Annotated in this window: 15 protein-coding genes; 8 read left to right on the forward strand and 7 right to left on the reverse strand. The window is 74.5% G+C overall.

Annotated features, from left to right (window positions below; genetic code table 11):
- Positions 1–115: 115 nt before the first annotated feature.
- Both Q1V71_RS16520 and Q1V71_RS16525 read right to left on the reverse strand, forming a co-directional pair.
- Complete coding sequence (locus tag Q1V71_RS16520; RefSeq protein WP_300645196.1) at positions 116–1,021, reverse strand: diacylglycerol kinase family protein; 906 nt, start codon at positions 1,019–1,021, stop codon at positions 116–118.
- Entirely contained in the window at positions 1,018–2,619 is a 1,602-nt protein-coding gene (locus Q1V71_RS16525) for an FAD-binding oxidoreductase (protein WP_300645198.1), read from the reverse strand. Before Q1V71_RS16525 ends, Q1V71_RS16520 begins: the two co-directional genes overlap by 4 nt.
- 17 nt (positions 2,620–2,636) lie before the next feature.
- On the opposite strand from Q1V71_RS16525, the gene Q1V71_RS16530 reads away from it, so the two are divergent.
- The 7 genes from Q1V71_RS16530 to Q1V71_RS16560 all read left to right on the forward strand — a co-directional run bounded on the left by Q1V71_RS16530 (position 2,637) and on the right by Q1V71_RS16560 (position 9,350).
- A complete protein-coding gene (locus Q1V71_RS16530; RefSeq protein ID WP_300645200.1) occupies positions 2,637–3,230 on the forward strand; it encodes a TetR/AcrR family transcriptional regulator in 594 nt (197 codons plus the stop codon).
- Positions 3,227–4,765 (forward strand): glycerol-3-phosphate dehydrogenase/oxidase, encoded by a 1,539-nt coding sequence (locus Q1V71_RS16535; protein ID WP_300645202.1) that lies wholly within the window; start codon positions 3,227–3,229, stop codon positions 4,763–4,765. Before Q1V71_RS16530 ends, Q1V71_RS16535 begins: the two co-directional genes overlap by 4 nt.
- A 293-nt stretch (positions 4,766–5,058) precedes the next feature.
- Positions 5,059–6,084 (forward strand): sigma-70 family RNA polymerase sigma factor, encoded by a 1,026-nt coding sequence (locus Q1V71_RS16540; protein ID WP_300645205.1) that lies wholly within the window; start codon positions 5,059–5,061, stop codon positions 6,082–6,084.
- Positions 6,081–6,695: a maleylpyruvate isomerase family mycothiol-dependent enzyme gene (locus Q1V71_RS16545; RefSeq protein ID WP_300645207.1), complete on the forward strand. Its 615-nt coding sequence runs from the start codon at positions 6,081–6,083 to the stop codon at positions 6,693–6,695. Before Q1V71_RS16540 ends, Q1V71_RS16545 begins: the two co-directional genes overlap by 4 nt.
- Positions 6,696–6,775: 80 nt before the next feature.
- A complete protein-coding gene (locus Q1V71_RS16550; RefSeq protein ID WP_300645208.1) occupies positions 6,776–7,291 on the forward strand; it encodes an NfeD family protein in 516 nt (171 codons plus the stop codon).
- A gap of 123 nt (positions 7,292–7,414) precedes the next feature.
- Positions 7,415–8,941: a flotillin family protein gene (locus tag Q1V71_RS16555; RefSeq protein ID WP_300645209.1), complete on the forward strand. Its 1,527-nt coding sequence runs from the start codon at positions 7,415–7,417 to the stop codon at positions 8,939–8,941.
- 277 nt (positions 8,942–9,218) lie between these two features.
- Positions 9,219–9,350 carry a hypothetical protein gene (locus Q1V71_RS16560; protein ID WP_300645210.1) on the forward strand — a complete coding sequence of 44 codons (132 nt, stop codon included), beginning with the start codon at positions 9,219–9,221 and terminating at the stop codon, positions 9,348–9,350.
- A 133-nt stretch (positions 9,351–9,483) separates the two neighbouring features.
- Here Q1V71_RS16560 and Q1V71_RS16565 read toward each other — a convergent pair whose 3' ends face one another.
- The 4 genes from Q1V71_RS16565 to Q1V71_RS16580 form a co-directional block, all read right to left on the reverse strand.
- Positions 9,484–10,491, reverse strand: a complete 1,008-nt coding sequence (locus tag Q1V71_RS16565; protein WP_300645211.1) for a DUF2332 domain-containing protein — start codon at positions 10,489–10,491, stop codon at positions 9,484–9,486.
- Between the two features lie 16 nt (positions 10,492–10,507).
- Positions 10,508–11,983: an NAD-dependent succinate-semialdehyde dehydrogenase gene (locus Q1V71_RS16570; protein ID WP_300645212.1), complete on the reverse strand. Its 1,476-nt coding sequence runs from the start codon at positions 11,981–11,983 to the stop codon at positions 10,508–10,510.
- Between the two features lie 331 nt (positions 11,984–12,314).
- On the reverse strand, positions 12,315–14,216 hold the full coding sequence (locus tag Q1V71_RS16575) for a penicillin-binding transpeptidase domain-containing protein (RefSeq protein ID WP_300645213.1): 1,902 nt from the start codon (positions 14,214–14,216) through the stop codon (positions 12,315–12,317).
- A 40-nt stretch (positions 14,217–14,256) separates the two neighbouring features.
- Positions 14,257–14,733: a MerR family transcriptional regulator gene (locus Q1V71_RS16580; protein WP_300645215.1), complete on the reverse strand. Its 477-nt coding sequence runs from the start codon at positions 14,731–14,733 to the stop codon at positions 14,257–14,259.
- A gap of 59 nt (positions 14,734–14,792) precedes the next feature.
- Here Q1V71_RS16580 and Q1V71_RS16585 point away from each other — a divergent pair, with 59 nt between their 5' ends.
- The gene (locus tag Q1V71_RS16585; protein ID WP_300645217.1) at positions 14,793–15,692 is read left to right on the forward strand and encodes an NAD(P)/FAD-dependent oxidoreductase; all 900 of its coding nucleotides are present in this window, start codon (positions 14,793–14,795) and stop codon (positions 15,690–15,692) included.
- 176 nt (positions 15,693–15,868) lie between these two features.
- Here the strand turns inward: Q1V71_RS16585 and Q1V71_RS16590 are convergent, their stop codons facing one another.
- Positions 15,869–17,707 (reverse strand): DEAD/DEAH box helicase, encoded by a 1,839-nt coding sequence (locus Q1V71_RS16590; RefSeq protein ID WP_300645218.1) that lies wholly within the window; start codon positions 17,705–17,707, stop codon positions 15,869–15,871.
- Positions 17,708–17,736 lie beyond the last annotated feature (29 nt).

Genomic DNA, 17,736 nt, shown 5'->3' on the forward strand with positions numbered 1-17,736 from the left:
CCAGTGAGCGAGCGGCCTGGTAGCGACGAAGGGGGCGCCCCGGCCGACCGCGGCGCCACGCGCCCCTCACCGGGGGCGGCCACCGGGCCGCGCACCCCACCGACCCACCCAGAACTCAGCCCAGGACCCGCAGCACCCCCGGGACGACCTCCACCACGGCCGGCTCCGCACCTAGCCCCGGCAGGACCCCGAGCGGCTCGCCGTCCCCGCCGACGGGGAGCGGCCGCGCGCCGTCGGCGGCGACCTCGACCCGGGTGCCGCGCAGCACGTGCACCTCGGGCAGGTCGACGTGCGAGCCGTCGTAGATCTTCGGGAAGCTCCGCACGAGCGCGGTCCGCGAGGCGGCCTCGACGACCACGACGTCGAGCTGCCCGTCCTCGACCGACGCGCCGGGGGCGATCTTCATGCCCTTGCCGTAGTAGGCGGAGTTGGCGATGGCGACGGTGGCGGCGGCGTACTCGGCCACCTCGCCGTCGACGGCGACCCGGAAGCGGCCCGGGGAGTAGGTGAGGATCGCGCGGAGGGCGGCGAGGGGGTACTGCGCCTTGATCGGGGTCCAGCGCATGCCGTCGACGATCTCGGCGGTGCGCGCGTCGATGCCGGAGTAGACCGAGCCGGCGACGAGCCGCGACGGCTGGCCGGGGAGGGTCCAGCGCAGCAGGTCGACGGGACGCTCGGGTGCCTCGATGAGGACCTGCGCGATGGCGGCGGGCTCGCTGGGGAGCCCGAGCATCCGGGCGAAGTCGTTGCCGCGGCCGGCGGGCAGCAGCCCCAGGACGCCACCGGCCTCGGCGACCGCGCCGGCGAGGTGCGACACCATCCCGTCCCCGCCGACGCAGACCACGACGTCCCCGCGGTCGACGGCCGCGCGGACGAGGTCGTCGGTGGCACGGGGGCCCGGGGAGTAGGTGACGTCGACGCTCGCACCGGCCTCGCGCAGAAGGCGGGCGACCGGCACGACCGCGCCGGGTGCCGCGCCACCGCCGGAGGCGGGGTTGACCAGGAAGGAGAAGGACCTCACGGGACGAGCACCCCCGGGTTGAGGACACCGGTGGGGTCGAGGTCGGCCTTGACCGCCCGCAGCACCGAGACGCCGAGGTCGCCGATCTCCGCGCCGAGCCAGGGCTTGTGGTCGGTGCCGACGGCGTGGTGGTGGGTGATGGTGGCGCCGGCGGAGACGATCGCGTCGTTGGCGGCGGCCTTGGCGGCCAACCACTGCTCGAGCGGCTGCTCGCCCTGGGCGGACGCGACGGTGAAGTAGAGCGAGCACCCGGTCTCGTAGACGTGGCTGACGTGGCAGAGCACGAGCGCACCGTCGAGGTGGGACTCCAGGGCCTGCTTGACCCCGGCGTACAGCGCGTCCGCGTTGGACCAGAACGTGGCGGTCTCGAGGGTCTCGACGAGGACGCCGACGTCGAGCAGCGAGTCGCGGAGGTACGGCGCGTCGAACCGCCCGTGCGCCCAGGACTCGCCCGGGCCCTCCCCCTGGGGCCGACCGCCGAGGGCGGTGAGCGCCTCGGTGACGGCCGCCCGCCGGGCCACGACCTGCTCGGCCGTGCCCTCGTGGCCGACGATCATCAGGCAGGCGCCGTCCTCCTCGCCGGCACCGATCGCGTCGGGGCGGGCGAGGTTGATCGCGGTCTCGGACTCGTCGGAGAGCCGGAGCACGGTGGGCAGCAGGCCGGACTGCGCGAGGTGGCGCATCGCCTCGCGGCCCTCGGCGAAGGAGCCCCAGCGCCAGCCCTCGTAGACCTTGACCTCGGGCAGGCGGCGGACGCGCACGGTGACGGCGGTGATGACGCCGAAGGCACCCTCCGAGCCGAGCACGAGCTGGCGCAGGTCGGGGCCGGCGGCGTTGGCCGGCGCGGAGCCGAGCACCCACTCCCCGCGCGGGGTGGCGACGCGCAGCCCCACGACCATCGCGTCGAAGCGGCCGTAGCCGGCGCTGGACTGCCCGCTGGAGCGGGTGGCCGCGAACCCGCCGATCGAGGCGAACTGGAAGGACTGCGGGTAGTGACCGAGCACGAGGCCGCGCTCGGCGAGCAGCGCCTCTGCCTCGGGGCCACGCAGGCCCGGCTCGAGGGTCGCGGTCATCGAGACCTCGTCGACCTCGAGCAGCCGCTTCATCCGGACCAGGTCGAGGGAGACCAGTCCCGCGTAGCCCTCGCGGCGCGCGGCCAGCCCGCCGGTCACGCAGGTGCCGCCACCGAACGGAACGACCGCGAGGTGGTGCTCGACCGCGACGGCCAGCACGGCCGCGACGTCGTCGTGGCCACCCGGACGCACGACCACGTCGGGGGCGTCCGCGAGGTCTCCCGCGCGAGCCCGCAGCAGGTCGGGCGTGGACTTGCCGCGGGTCCGCAGGCGGCGTACGTCGTCGTCGAGCAGCACGTGCTCCGACCCGACGGCCTCGCGCAGCGCCTCGAGCGCTGCCTCACCGATGCCGGGCGCCGGCAGCGGGGCGTCGTCGGCGGCGGGCGTGGGCCGCAACCCGAAGGCCATCTCGACCAGGCCGCGGGCGCTGTCGGGGAGGTCGGTCGCCGCACTGGGGGCGCCCCAGCGCTGGGGGTGCATCTCGCCCAGGCCGCCGGCCGGAGCAGGGGGTGTCTGCGTGCTCATGTGTTACAGTGTGACATATGACGTCACTTCGTCACAACGAGGAATCGAGAACTCCCTCGGACGCCTACCTCGACGCCGCCCGCGCCTGCATCCTCGACGTCGGCTGGCGACGTACGACGCTGACCGAGGTCGCGCGCCGGGCCGGTGTGTCCCGGATGACGATCTACCGCACCTGGGCCGACATGCCCACGCTGCTCGCCGACCTCATGACGCGCGAGTGGACCGGGTTGGTGGCCGCGACCGTCGGCACCTCGACCGCGAGCGACCCGCTGGAGCGACTGGTCGACGACGTCGTCACCACGATCGCGGCCCTGCGGGAGAACGAGCTCTTCGTGCGGATCGTCGAGCTCGACCCCGAGCTGGTGCTGCCCTACCTGCTGAGCCGGCGGGGCCGGTCGCAGCAGCTGATCATCGACCTGCTCGGCGCCCGCCTGCGCGCGGCCCAGGCCGCCGGCAGCGTGCGCGACGGCGACCCGGTCGCGATGGCGCGCGGCATGGTGCTGGCCGCGCACGGCTTCGTGCTCTCGGTGCACACCATGGTCGACGGCGAGGTGTCCGCCGAGGCGCTCGACGCCGAGCTGCGCACCCTGCTGACCCGGGGGCTCTCGTGAGGATCTCGCCCGGACTGGCCGGTGTCCGCGAGCACGTGGACGTGCTCGTCGTCGGCCTCGGCGTCACCGGTGCCGGCGTGGCGCTCGACGCCGCCACCCGGGGACTGTCGGTGCTGGCCGTCGACGCCCACGACCTCGCCTTCGGCACCTCGCGCTGGAGCTCGAAGATGGTGCACGGCGGCCTGCGCTACCTCGCCAAGGGGCAGGTCGGCGTCGCCCACGAGAGCGCGGTCGAGCGCGGCATCCTCATGGAGGTCACCGCGCCGCACCTGACCCGCTCCATGCCGATGCTCATCCCCATCACCTCCTCGATGTCGCGGCTGCAGGGCGGGCTCTCCCGCGCCGGGCTGCGCGCGGGCGACCTGCTCCGGCGTGGTGCCCGCACCGACGCCGAGACCCTCCCCGGGCCGCGGCACCTCTCCGCCACCGAGACCCTCGCGATGGCGCCGTCGCTGCGGGCGGCCGGCCTGCGCGGCGGACTGCTCGGCTGGGACGGCCAGCTGGAGGACGACGCCCGGCTCGTCATCACGCTCGCTCGCACCGCCGCCGAGCACGGCGCCCAGGTGCGCACCCGTGCCCGGGTCCTGTCCGCGGCGCACGGCGAGGTGCGGCTGCGCGACGAGACCACCGGGTCGGAGGTCGTCGTGCGGGCCCGCGCAATCATCAACGCCGCGGGCGTCTGGGCCGACCAGGTGCTCGGCGAGGAGGGCAGCCGCACCGACGGCATCCGGCTGCGCCCCAGCCGCGGCACCCACCTGGTGCTGCGGGCGGAGTCGGTGCCGGACCTGCGCGCCAGCGTCTTCGCGCCGGTCCCGGGCGAGACCAACCGCTTCGTCATGGTGCTGCCCCAACCCGACGGGACGGTGTATGTCGGGCTCACCGACGAGCCGGCCCCCGGCCCGGTGCCCGACGTGCCGGAGCCGACCGAGACCGAGATCGGCTTCCTGCTCGACGTCGTCTCCGCCGCGTTCGCCCGGCCGCTCCACCGCTCGGACGTGGTCGGTGCCTTCGCCGGGCTGCGCCCTCTGCTCGACGGCGGCGACGGCTCGACCGCCGACCTCTCGCGCAAGCACGCCGTCATCACCGGCCCCTCGGGGGTCACGACGGTCGTGGGCGGCAAGCTGACGACGTACCGACGGATGGCGCAGGACGCCGTCGACGCGGCCGTCGCCCACCACGGCCTGGCCGCCGGCCCGTGCGTGACCGCCTCGCTCCCGCTGCTCGGCGCCGCCTCGCGCACCGAGCTGGCCTCGCTGGAGGAGCCGGCTCGGCTCGTGCGCCGCTACGGCACCGACGCCGCGCTCGTGCTGTCCTCGGCCCGCGAGATGACCGGCCTGCCCGACCACGAGCTGCTGTCCCCCGTCTCCGACACCGTGCCGGTGACGCTCGCCGAGCTGGTCTTCGGCATCACCCATGAGGGCGCCCACGACGTCGACGACCTGCTCGACCGGCGTACCCGCGTCGGCCTGGTCCCCGAGGACCGCACCCACGCCGAGCCACTCGCCGAGCGCGCCCTCGCGCTCACCCGCACCTGACCGGCACGCCCGGTGGTCGAGCAGGCGAGCGCCAGCGAGGCGTCGTCGAGACCGCGTGAGCTGCCTGTGGTCGCCGACCACGGAGAGGTGCGGCGGTCTCGACGACGCCCGCGCTGGCGCTCGGGCTGCTCGACCGACAGCGGGACCCACGCCCTCGCTGGCGCTCGCGGAAGAGACCACGCTGCGACGCACCGATGAGTTCGGGCCCCCTGGCCGGTCGGTCCCCTCGCAGGCAGGATGGACCGGGTCGGAGGCAGGGCATGGGTGCGGTGGGAACGGCGGAGGGCGTCACGATGACGACGAAGGACAACGAGCTGGCGGACTTCCCGACGCTCACCGAGCGGTACCAGCGCGAGTTGCTGGCGCACTGCTACCGGATGAGCGGCTCGGTGCACGAGGCCGAGGACCTCGTGCAGGAGACGTTCCTGCGCGCATGGCGCGCGTCGGCGGACTTCGAGGGCCGCTCCTCGGTGCGGACCTGGCTCTACCGGATCGCCACCAACGTCTGCCTCACCAACCTCGAGGGCCGGCCGCGGCGTCCGCTGCCCTCCGGCATCGGCACCGCCGACCAGCCGGCCGGCGACGCCCTGGAGCAGGACCACGAGATCACCTGGCTCGAGCCGGTCCCGGACGCCGCGGTGACGGTGGCCGAGCGCGACTCGATCCGGCTGGCCTTCGTCGCCGCGCTGCAGCACCTGCCGGCCCGGCAGCGCGCGGTGCTGATCCTGCGCGACGTCCTGCGCTGGAGCGCCGCCGAGGTCGCTGAGGCGCTGGACACCACCGTCGCGGCGGTGAACTCCGCCCTGCAGCGGGCGCACGCGCAGATGAAGGACCGCGCCCTGACCGAGGACACCGTCGCCGACGAGCTGACGACCGCCCAGCGCCAGCTGCTCGAGCGCTACGTCGAGGCCTTCTGGCGCAAGGACGTCGACACGATCGTCTCGATGCTCACCGCCGAGGCGGTGTGGGAGATGCCGCCGTTCACGAGCTGGTTCAAGGGCCGGGCCAACATCGCGTGGCTGATCGGCAACGAGTGCCCGGGCGGCTCGGAGGACATGCCGATGATCGAGACGCGCGCCAACGGCCAGCCCGCCTTCGGCCTCTACATGCGTACGCCGGAGGGCGGGTTCGTCCCGTTCCAGCTGCAGGTGCTCCAGTGGGACGGCGACCCGGACTCGCCGGAGGTCTCGCAGGTCGACGCGTTCTTCGACACCCGGCTGTTCGAGAAGTTCGGGCTGCCGATGTCGCTGCCGGCCGACCACCGCCCGGCCGCACCCACCGCCGCACCCACCGCCGCGCCCACCCAGCCGGTCCCGTGAGCACGCGGCTCGGCGTCGGCGTCGAGCTGCTGGAGCGGTCCCTGGCCTACACGCGGGTCGCCCTCGCCGAGGTGCGCCCGACCTCGCTGACCCGGCGTACCCCGTGCGCCCGCTGGGACCTCGGCGCACTGCTCGCCCACATGGACGACGCGCTCGACGCCTTCCTCGAGGCCGCCGGCGGGTCGGTCGCCGGCGGTGCCGCGGGCAGCCGGCCGCCCTCCGGACCGGTCGACGTCGCCGGTCTGCGGGACAAGGCGTGCGCGCTGCTCGGCACGTGGACCGTGGCGGCGTCGGGTGCCGCCGACCCCGGCGGCCCCGCGGGCACCTCTGGTCCCCGCCAGGACCACGAGCGGCTGGTCGAGGTCGACGGCCTCCCGGTGCTGGCCGATCTGCTGGTCTCGGCCGCGGCGCTGGAGATCACCGTGCACGGCTGGGACGTCGCGACCGCTCTCGGGCTCGACCACCCGCTGCCGGACGGGTTGGCCGAGGCCCTGCTGCCGGTGGCCCGCGACGTCGCACCGCTGGGTCCCTTCGCGGCGCCGCTGCCCACCCCCGACGACGCGCCCCCCGGCGTACGCCTGCTCGGGCTGCTCGGCCGCAGCCCCGCCTGACCCGTCCCACCGACCCGGCCGCGCGGCGCACCCTCTCCCGGGGATGCGGAGCACGGTCCGGGTGCGGGAGGGTGGGGCCCGTGACGACGTACCTGGTGGTGGCCGGGCTCGGGATGGCGCTGCTCCTGGTCTCGCTGGTGCTCGGCGACCTGCTCGACGGGGCCTTCGACGCCCTCGCGGGCGACGCCTTCTCGACCGCGGTGATCGGCGCGTTCCTCTCGGCCCTCGGCCTGGGGGGTGCCCTGGCGCAGGGCCTGGGTACGCCGCTGGTCGTGTCGCTACCGGTGGGCGTCGCGGCCGGGGTGGGGTTCGGCTGGTTCGCCGCCTGGCTGACCCGGCTGCTGCGCACCGGCACCAGCGGCGGGACGCCGGCCACCGAGGACGTCGTCGGGCACGAGGGCGTCGTGGTGACCGCGATCCCGGCCGACGGCTTCGGCACCGTCAAGGTGCTGCTCGGCGGCCACGCCCTGCGGCTCAACGCCCGGCTCGACGCGGACCACCCCCTCCCGATCGAGCCCGGCACGCAGGTGCACGTCACGGGCACCCTCTCCCCCACCGCCGTCGTGGTCACCCCCACCTGGCGCGAGCTCGCCTGACCGGCCCGGGCCGCCGTACGACCCGCACGACCCGCACCGCCCGCAGCACCGGCAGCACCCCGCACGACCCGCAGCACCCGCACCGCCCGCACCGCCCGCCCCCCGTCACTCGAGGAGACACCCGTGAGCTCGTCCGTCCTGGTCCCCGTCGTGGGATTCGTCGTCCTGCTGGTCCTGCTGGTGCTCCTGGTGACCAGCCGCTACAAGGTCGCCGGGCCCAACGAGGCGTTCATCGTCACCGGCCGCAAGGGCAAGGCGGTGATCAACCCCGAGACCGGCGAGCTGACCACCGACCTGTCCGGGCAAAAGGTCATCCTCGGTGGCGGCACCTTCGTCATCCCGTTCGTGCAGAAGCTCGGCACCCTCGACCTGTCCTCTCGGCGGATCTCGGTGCAGATCCGCGGGGCGGTGTCCGGGCAGGGCATCAAGCTCAACGTCGAGGGCGTCGCGATCGTCAAGGTCGGCGGCAACGCCGACCAGGTGCGGCTGGCGGCGCAGCGCTTCCTGGCCCAGCAGCAGGACGTCGAGCCGTTCACCCAGGAGGTCCTCGCCGGCGCGCTGCGCTCGATCGTGGGCGGCCTGACGGTGGAGCAGATCATCCGCGACCGCGCGGCCTTCGCCCAGCGGGTGGCCGACGAGTCGGAGAACTCCCTCACCGGCCAGGGCCTGATCCTGGACACCTTCCAGATCCAGGACGTCACCGACGACGGCACCTACCTCGCCGACCTCGGCCGGCCCGAGGCCGCGCGCGTGGCCCAGGAGGCGCGGATCGCCGAGGCCAACGCCCGCCAGGCCGCGGAGCAGGCGCAGATCGCCGCCGAGCAGGAGATCGCGGTCGCCCAGCGGGTGCTGGCCCTCAAGCAGGCCGAGATCAAGGCCGAGACCGACGCCGCCTCGGCGCAGGCCGCCGCCGCGGGCCCGCTGGCCCAGGCCGACCGCGACCAGGCGATCCTCACCGAGCAGGAGAAGGTGGCCGTGCGGCAGGCGGCCCTCACCGAGCGCCAGCTCGAGACCGAGGTCCGCAAGCCGGCCGACGCCGAGCGGTACCGCGTCGAGCAGGAGGCCGAGGCGCGCCGCAGCGCCGAGATCGCCGCCGCCGAGGCGCGCAAGGCCTCGACCATCGCGGCCGCCGAGGCGAAGGCGGAGGAGGCCCGCCTCACCGGTGAGGCCGAGAAGTCCCGCCGCGCCGCGCTGGCCGAGGCCGAGGCCATCGAGGGCGAGCGGCGCGGTGCGGCCGAGCGCGCCCGTCGTACGGCGGAGGCGGAGGCCACCCGTGCCGAGGGCGAGGCCCAGGCGGCCGCGGTGCTCGCGGTCGGCCAGGCCGAGGCCGAGGCGATGGACAAGCGGGCCGAGGCGTTCGCGCACTACAACGACGCGGCGGTCCTGCAGATGCTCATCGAGGTGCTGCCCCAGATCGCCGCGGAGGTCGCCAAACCGATCTCGGCGATCGACCAGCTCACCGTGGTCTCCACCGACGGCGCCGGGGCGCTGCCCCGCCAGGTCACCGACAACGTCACCCAGACGCTGTCGATGCTCCGGACGGCGACCGGGCTGGACCTCGAGGCCCTCATCAAGAAGTCGGTCGACCAGGCCGCGGCCGGGTCCGGCCTCGCCGTCACGGGGGGTACGCCGGCCGAGCCCGCCCCGTGACGGCACCGCCCGTCGGGGTCGCGCTGGCGACGTACGACTGAGCCGGGCTGCCCGCTGGCCGCGACCGCGACCGCGACCGCGACCGCGACCTGCAGGGATCCCCGGATATCAGGCCCTCCTGTCACATGTCAGGGGCTGCAACCCTCCCGAGGTGTCAGGAGAGCCTGATGTCCGGGGATCCCGACACCCGCCCGGCCCGTGTGCTCGCCGAGCCAGCCGGCCCCGTCAGCCGGCCCCGTCAGCCGGCCCCCTCCGGCCACCACGACAGCGACCGCCCGTGGCCGTGCGTCCAGGCGAGCCCGCGGCCGACGCGCAGCACTTCGCGGAGCCGTTGCCCGTCCCGCGGGGCGCGCCCGACGACGTACGGCTGCTGGCCGCGCTGGGCCGCCGCGCCGCGAGGGCGGGCTGAGGTTGCAGGAATCCCCGGACATCAGGCTTTCCTGTCACTTGTCAGGGGTTGCAACCCTCCCGAACCGCGAGAAGAGCCTGATGTCCGGGGATTCCGACGCCCGGCGGCCCCGCACCCGCCAGCGCCCGTCGGCTCAGACCGGGGCGGCGTCCCACCACGACAGCGACCGTCCGTGCCCGTGGGTCCAGGCCAGCCCTCGTCCGTCGAGGGCGAGGACGAAGCGGCCGACGGGCGGGGTGCCGAGCGCCCCGACGGTGCCGGCCAGCACCCGCGGCAGCACCCGAGGCGACTCGTTGCTGACCCAGCGGCAGGTGCCGGCGGCCACCCGCTCGAGCATGGCGTCGTGGAAGGTCTCGCGGTCCGGCTCCTCGAGGTAGGCGACGACAGCGCTGTGCTGGACCACCACGCGCCCATGCCGGCCCGCTTCCTCGAGCAGGGGGTCGAGGTCGGTGCGGAGGTCGCCGCGCACGAGGTGCGGCGGGGCGGCCCGGGCCACCTCGATCGCCCGCCGCAGCTGGGCCCGACGGTCCTCGTGCTCGGGCCAGACCAGCGTCTCGAGCCACCGGGCGGTGTCGTCGTCGGTGACGTCGAGCGGGTGGAGGTCCAGGCCGCCGCGCCAAGCGACCTGGGGCAGCCGGTCGGGCAGCGGTGCGGGCCCCTCCACCGCGCACGCCAGGACCGGGGCGTCGGGCGCGCCCACCCGCACCTCCCCGTGCGGCGTCGCGTAGCGGTAGGCCCACCGGTCGGGGTGCAGCGTCAGCCCTCCGCTCGCGCCGACCTCGACGAGCGCGATCGGCCCGTCCTCGGCAGCGATCCGGGCCAGCACCGGCAGCAGGGTCGCCAGCCGCCCGGCCTCGTTGGTCTGGGTGGCGCGCGTCAGGATCGTGGCGCGCACCGTCCCGTCGTCGTCGAGCAGCAGCCGGCGCAGGTCGGCGTACGCCGCCGTGGGCGCCAGCCCGTGCCAGCGCGCGGCGGCGTACACCAGGTTGGGCTGCTGCTTGAGGACCGGCAGCCCCCCCAGCCAGGCCAGGACCTCCTCGTCCTCGGCGACCGCGCGCGACCACCCGGCCAGCGTCGGGGAGTCGGCCGCCTGCTCGGCGAACCCGAGGTAGGTCTCGCGGGTGCCGCCGAAGAGGTCCACGCCTGCCCGCCGCGCGTCAGACCGGCAGGGCGACGTACGTCGTCTCGAGGTACTCCTCGATGCCCTCGAAGCCACCCTCCCGCCCGAACCCGGACGCCTTCACGCCGCCGAAGGGGGCTGCGGGGTTCGAGATCAGCCCGGTGTTGATGCCGACCATGCCGTAGTCGAGCCGCTCGGCCATCCGGATGGTCCGGGACAGGTCGCGGGTGTAGACGTAGGAGGCCAGGCCGTACTCCGTGGCGTTGGCGCGCTCGACCGCCTCGTCCTCGGTGCGGAACGTCGTGATCGGCGCGACCGGTCCGAAGACCTCCTCGGCGTTGATCGCGGAGTCGGCCGGGACGTCGACCAGGACCGTCGGCGGGTAGAAGAAGCCGGGCCCGTCGGGCACCGTGCCGCCGACCAGGACGCGCGCCCCGTCGTGCACGGCGTCGGTGACCAGCTGGGAGACCGACTCCACGGCCTTCTCCTCGATCAGCGGGCCGACGTCGACGCCCTCGTCCTGGCCGCGGCCGACGGTCAGCGCGCCCATCCGGGCGGCGAGCTTCTCGGCGAACTCCTCGGCCACGTCGGCGTGCACGAGGAAGCGGTTGGCCGCGGTGCAGGCCTCGCCCATGTTGCGCATCTTCGCGACCATCGCGCCGTCCACGGCGGCGTCGACGTCGGCGTCCTCGAAGACCAGGAACGGCGCGTTGCCGCCGAGCTCCATGCTGACCCGCTGCAGCTGGTCGGCCGACTGCCGCACCAGCGTGCGGCCCACGGCGGTGGAGCCGGTGAAGGAGACCTTGCGCAGCCGGTCGTCGGCCTGCAACGCCTCGCTCATCTCCTTGGCGCGGGTGGTCGGGACGACGTTGAGCACGCCGTCGGGCAGTCCGGCCTCGGTGAGGATCGCGGTGAGCGCGAGCATCGTCAGCGGCGTCTGGTGCGCCGGCTTGACCACCATGGTGCAGCCGGCCGCGACGGCCGGGCCGATCTTGCGGGTCCCCATCGCGAGCGGGAAGTTCCAGGGGGTGACGAAGAAGCACGGACCCACCGGCTTCTTGATCGTGAGCAGCCGCGAGCCACCGGCCGGTGCCTGCATCCAGCGGCCGTGGATGCGCACCGCCTCCTCGGAGAACCAGCGGAAGAACTCGTTGCCGTAGGCCACCTCGCCCTTGGCCTCGGCCACGGCTTTGCCCATCTCCAGGCTCATCAGCAGCGCGAGGTCCTCGGCGCGCTCCCGGATCAGCTCGAAGGCCCCGCGCAGGACCTCGCCGCGCTCGCGGGGCGGGGTCGCAGCCCACGCCGGCTGGGCGGCGACGGCGGCGTCCAGCGCCTCGACGGCGTCGGTGACCGACCCGTCGGCCACTCGCGTGAGCACCTGGCCGTCGGCCGGGTCGACCACCTCGAAGGTGTCCCCTCCCTCGGCGTCGCGCCACTCACCGGCCACCCAGAGGCGTCGGTGGCCGGCGGGAAGCAGGCGGTCGAGCACGGCAGATGTGTCTGGACCAGTCATGTCCGAATCCTGGCACTTCCGCCACTTCGCACCAATCCGCAACACGGGTGACGGGGTGGTGGCATGATTGGTGCTGTCGACTTCGGAGGGAGCACTCAGAAGACGGCTGTGAACCCCTTGCTGACCCCATGCGGCGAGGGGTTCATCTACGTCCGGCGGCCCGTCCCCCACGTCCCCCGCCCAACGCCGCCGCGAGGGGCCCGGTCCGCCGGGCCCCTCGTCCGTCGTCCTGGTGGTCTCTCCCGGCGAGCGCAAGCGAGCCGTCGTCGAGACCCCGTGAGCTGACTGTGGTCGCCGACCACGGACAGGTGCGGCGGTCTCGACGACGCCCTCAGCCCCGCGCCGCCCGCAGGAACTCCTCCAGCAGCGGGCCGGCGGTGCGTGACCCGGAGACCCCCTCGTCGACGTACACCGCGACGGCGAGGTCGGAGCCGGCGGCCACCATCCAGGCGTGGGTGAGCACCTGCCCCTCCCGCTCGAACTCCGCGGTGCCGGTCTTGGCGATCAGCTCGGGGCCCGGCACGTCGAGCAGCCCGCGGCCGCTGCCGTCGGTGACCACGGCGCGCAGCATGGAGCGCAGCGCCGCGGCCTCGGCGCCGGTCAGAGGCGCGGCACCCTCGGGCGGGTCCGGGCGGTAGTCGCGCAGCAGCCACGGCACCACGGTGCGACCGGACTGCACGGAGGCCACCACCGTCGCCATCACCATCGGCGAGGCCAGCACGCGGCCCTGACCGATCAGCTCCGCGGCCGACTCGGTCTCGGTCTCCGGCTGCGGCACCTGGCCGAAGTACGCCGGGAAGCCGAGGTCCTGGTCCAGTCCGAGGCCCAGGGAGGCGGCGGCGTCGAAGAGCTCGGTGCCGCCGAGCTCGCCGCGCTCGGTGATGAAGGCGGTGTTGCACGACTGCGCGACCGCCTGGCGCAGCGTGATGCGACCGATCGCGGAGGCGGGGTAGTCGGAGTAGTTGCCGAACTGCCGCCCGTCGACCGTCGTCGTGGCCGGGCACTCGACCGCGCTGTCGGGCGAGAGCCCGGCGCGCAGCAGCGCGAGCGAGGAGACGGTCTTGAAGGTCGACCCGGGCGCCGCCTGCCCGTACGTCGCCAGGTTGGTGCCCCCCGTGCCGGGGCCGTTGGCCGCGGCCAGGATCGCGCCGGTCCCGGGGTCGATGGCCACGAGCGCGCTGGGCGGACCCACGGTGGCGAGCACCTGCTCGGCGGCCTGCTGCAGGTCCAGGTCGAGGCTCGTGCGCAGCGGCTCACCAGGGGTCGGCTCGGCCCGGAACACCTCGCGGGCCTCGCCACCCTCCTCGGCGGGCAGCACGTCGACGCTGGCGCCGGGGGTGCCGCGCAGCCGGTCGTCGTAGCGCGCCTGCAGCCCGGAGGTGCCGGCGACGTCACCGGGTCGGTAGGTCTCCGGCGACTCCTCGACCATCTCGGCGGTGACCGGTCCGACCGAGCCGAGGATCGGCGCGGCGAAGTCGCGGGTGGGGGCGAGCGCGAGCTCGCCAGGCACCGCGAGGGCGCCGGGGACCTCGTCGTAGCCCTGCGCGACGGCCGGCGGCACGTCGTCACGGCGGTAGGTGATGGCCTCGACGAACTGCGCCTCCCCGGCCGCCTCGACCCGCTCGGCGAAGGCCTTCGCGTCGACGTCGAGCAGCGCCGCCAGGCGCCGGGCGCCCTCGACCGCGCGGGCCCGGCCGACCTGGCTGCGGTCGATGCCGAAGCGCACGACGGGCCGCTGGGTCACGACCGCGAGCCCGTCCGCGCCGAGGACGTCGCCGCGACGCGGGGCCAGGGTGACGAGGTCCAGCCGCTCGCCGTCGGCCAGGGAGGGCTCGACGACCGACGGCGCCCACACCACCGACCAGTCGTCGGCCACGCGCTCCAGCTCGGCGCTCGACTCGTAGGTCCACTCCACGCCCTCGCCGCCGGTCACCACCGACCAGGACCACGACAGCGTGGCGGTCGCGGTGTCGCCGGACTCCTCCAGGTCGATCACCCCGACCTGCGGCGCCACGCCGCCCATCCCCTCGACGATCGCGGCGCGCTCCTCCTCGGCGCGCTCGGCGCCGCCGACCGGGGCGCCGGTGAGGTCCTGCGCGGTCAGCGCCTCCGCCAGCTCCCGGGCGGTCGGCTCCGGGTCGGGGCCGGCGACGGCCTCCTGGACCTCGGTGCAGCCGGCGAGGAGCAGGAGCGCGGTCGCCAGCGGCAGGGCGAGGGTCCGAGAGCGCGGCATGCCGCGGTTCTACCAGCCCCCGTCGACACCGTGATGCCCCTCACCGGTCACCCGGGACCTCGACAGCCTCCGCCACCCCGGCCGGCTCGGCGCTGCGGCCGTCGAAGGGCCCCGGGGCGGTCCCGTCCACCAGGTCGGCCACGGCCGCGGCGAAGCGCGGGCAGGTCGCGATGTCGTGCGCCCGGCAGCGCAGCGCGTGCTCGGTCATCTCCCGGTGCAGGGCCATCTCCGCCGTACGTCGGTCGAGCTCGGCGAGGTGGGCCTGCAGCACCCGGTGCCGGTCGGGGGCGTCGGCGTCCAGCAGCACGGCGACCTGCTCCAGGCTCATGCCGGCCGCCTTGCTCCGGACGACGACGGCCACCCGGTAGACCTCCTTCTCGCCGTAGACCCGCCGCCCGGCTCCGTCCCGGTCCGGGCGCAGCAGCCCGACGTCCTCCCAGTGCCGCAGCACGTGGGTGGCCAGGCCGAAGCGCGCGGCGAGCTCACCGACACTCCAGCGCCGCTCACTTGACTTCATGTCGACATGAAGTCACAGGCTTCTGACCAGCACAAGTCCCACTTCTCGCAGGAGCAGTCATGACCGACCACGCCTACAGCACGGACTACGACGCAATCGTCATCGGCGGCGGACCCGCCGGCCTCCAGGCCACCCTCACCCTCGCCCGGGTCCACCGCCGGGTGCTCATGCTCGACTCGGGTCGCTACCGCAACGACCCGGCGAGCCACATGCACAACGTCGTCGCCCACGACGGCACCCCGCCCGCGGACTTCCGGAAGCTCGCGCGCGAGCAGGTGGCGGCGTACCCCACCGCGACGACCTGGGAGGACACCGTCGTCGCGGTCCGCCCCGAGGGCGAGGGGTACGCCGTCGAGCTGGACGACCCGGACGGCACCGTCCTCACCGCTCGCGGGCTGGTGCTCGCGACCGGGGTGCGCGACGTGCTGCCGGCGGTCCCCGGGCTGGCGGAGCTGTGGGGCGACCGGGTGGTGCACTGCCCGTTCTGCCACGGCCACGAGTTCGCGGGGCAGCCCGTCGCAGTCCTGGGGACGGTCCCCGCGGGCCACCTGCCGGCGATCCTGGCCCCGGTCGTGTCGCACACGACCGTGCTCACCGACGGGGCTGCCCCCGTTCCGACCGCGGCCAGCACGACCCGCACCGAGCGCGTGACCGGGCTGCACCCCTCCGGCACCGGCGTGCGCGTCACCTTCGTGACCGGGCCCGACCTCGAGGTCGCGGGCGTCTACGTCTCCACGACCCTGGAGCAGACGACCCCGTTCGCGGAGCAGCTGGGGCTGCGGACCCTGCCCAGCGGCTGCGTCGAGGTCGACGTCATGGGCCGCACGTCGCTGCCACGGGCCCACGCGGCCGGCGACATGGCGCACGTCGCGGCCCTGCCGATGCCGATGTCCTCGGTCATCAGCGCGGCCGCCTCCGGCGCGATGGCGGCCGGGTCCTTGGTGGCCGCCCTGCTCTGAGGCCGGCGCTCGCTCAGCGACACCCTGGGCGGGTCGAGCAGGCGAGCGTCAGCGAGCCGTCGTAGAGACCGCGTGAGCTGCATGTGGTCGCCGACCACGGACAGGTGCTGCGGTCTCGACGACGCCCTCGCTGGCGCTCGGGCTGCTCGACCAACGGGGGACGGGCGCGGCCTCGATCAGCCCTTGTGGCGGGGCTTCTTCGACGGCTTGTCGTCGCCCCACGTGGTGACCTCGGGACCACGGTCCTCGCGGGCGCGGCGCGGTCCCGAGCCGCCACGCGGACCCGAGCTGCTGCGCGGCCGCGGACCGTTGTCGGGGGACAGCTCGATCAGCTTGCCGGAGATGCGGGTGTCGGCCAGCGCGGCGTACGTCGCCGACGGCAGGTCCGCGGGCAGCTCGACGAGGGAGAAGTCGGGCTTGATCAGGATCTTGCCGAAGTCCTTGCGGTTGAGGCCGCCCTCGTTGGCGAGCGCGCCGACGATCTGGCGGGGCTCGACCTTGTGCCGCTTGCCGACGTTGATGCGGTACATCGCCATCGGGGTGTCGCCGTTGCGGGAGCGGGCCGGGCGGGCGGGACGCTCCCTGTCGTCGCGGTCGCCGGGGGTGACCCGGGGGGTGCGGACCTTGTCGGCCGCGGGGTCCAGCAGCAGCGGCGTGTCGCCCTGCGCGACCACGGCGAGCGCCGCGGCGACGTCGGCCTCGGGCACGTCGTGGTTGCGGACGTAGTGGGCGACGATGTCGCGGAAGCCGGCGATCCGGTCGGTCTGCTCCAGCGCCGCGGTGATCTGGTCGTCGAAGCGGGTCAGGCGGGTGCTGTTGACGTCCTCGACGCTGGGCAGCGTCATCTCGGCCAGCGGCTGCTTCGTGGCCTTCTCGATGTGGCGCAGCAGGTAGCGCTCGCGGGGGGTGACGAAGGAGATCGCGTCGCCGCTGCGACCGGCGCGGCCGGTGCGGCCGATCCGGTGGACGTAGGACTCGGTGTCGGTGGGGATGTCGTAGTTGACGACGTGGCTGATCCGCTCGACGTCGAGGCCGCGGGCGGCGACGTCGGTGGCGACCAGGATGTCGAGCTTGGCGTCCTTGAGCTGCTGCACGGTGCGCTCGCGCACGTTCTGCGGGACGTCGCCGTTGATGGCAGCGGCGGTGAATCCCCGGGCCCGCAGCTTCTCCGCCAGCGCCTCGGTCTCGCTCTTGGTGCGGACGAAGACGATCATCCCCTCGAAGTTCTCGACCTCGAGGATGCGGGTGAGGGCGTCGACCTTCTGCGGGTAGCTGCAGATGAGGTAGCGCTGGGTGATGTTGCTGGCCGTGGCCGTCTTGTTCTTGACGGTGATCTCGGCCGGGTCGGTGAGGTACTGCTTGCTCAGCCGGCGGATCTGCGCGGGCATGGTCGCGGAGAAGAGCGCGACCTGCTTGGTGTCGGGGGTGTCGGCCAGGATCGTCTCGACGTCCTCGGCGAAGCCCATGTTCAGCATCTCGTCGGCCTCGTCGAGCACCAGGAAGCGCAGCTCGGTGAGGTCGAGGGTGCCCTTCTCGAGGTGGTCCATGATCCGGCCGGGGGTGCCGACGACCACGTGGACGCCGCGGCGCAGGGCCGAGAGCTGCACGCCGTACCCCTGGCCGCCGTAGACCGGCAGCACGTGGACGCCCCGCAGGTGCGCGGCGTAGCGCTCGAAGGCCTCGCACACCTGGAGCGCGAGCTCGCGGGTGGGGGCCAGCACGAGCGCCTGCGGCGACTTCTGGGAGACGTCGAGGTTGGAGAGGATCGGCAGCGCGAAGGCAGCGGTCTTGCCGGTGCCGGTCTGCGCCAGGCCCACGACGTCGCGGCCACCGAGCAGGGTCGGGATGGTCGCCGCCTGGATCGCCGAGGGCGTCTCGTAGCCGACGTCGCGCAGCGCCTTGAGCACGGGCGCGGAGAGTCCGAGGTCCTCGAAGGTCACCGGCGCCTCGGTCTGGGCGCTGCCGCTGTCGTCGGTGGTGGTGCTGCCATCGGGGATGCCTGTTGCCTCGCTCACCCGTCCACGGTAGTGGGCTGCGGCCCCGG

Source organism: Nocardioides sp., from assembly GCF_030149505.1.
Classification (GTDB): domain Bacteria; phylum Actinomycetota; class Actinomycetes; order Propionibacteriales; family Nocardioidaceae; genus Nocardioides.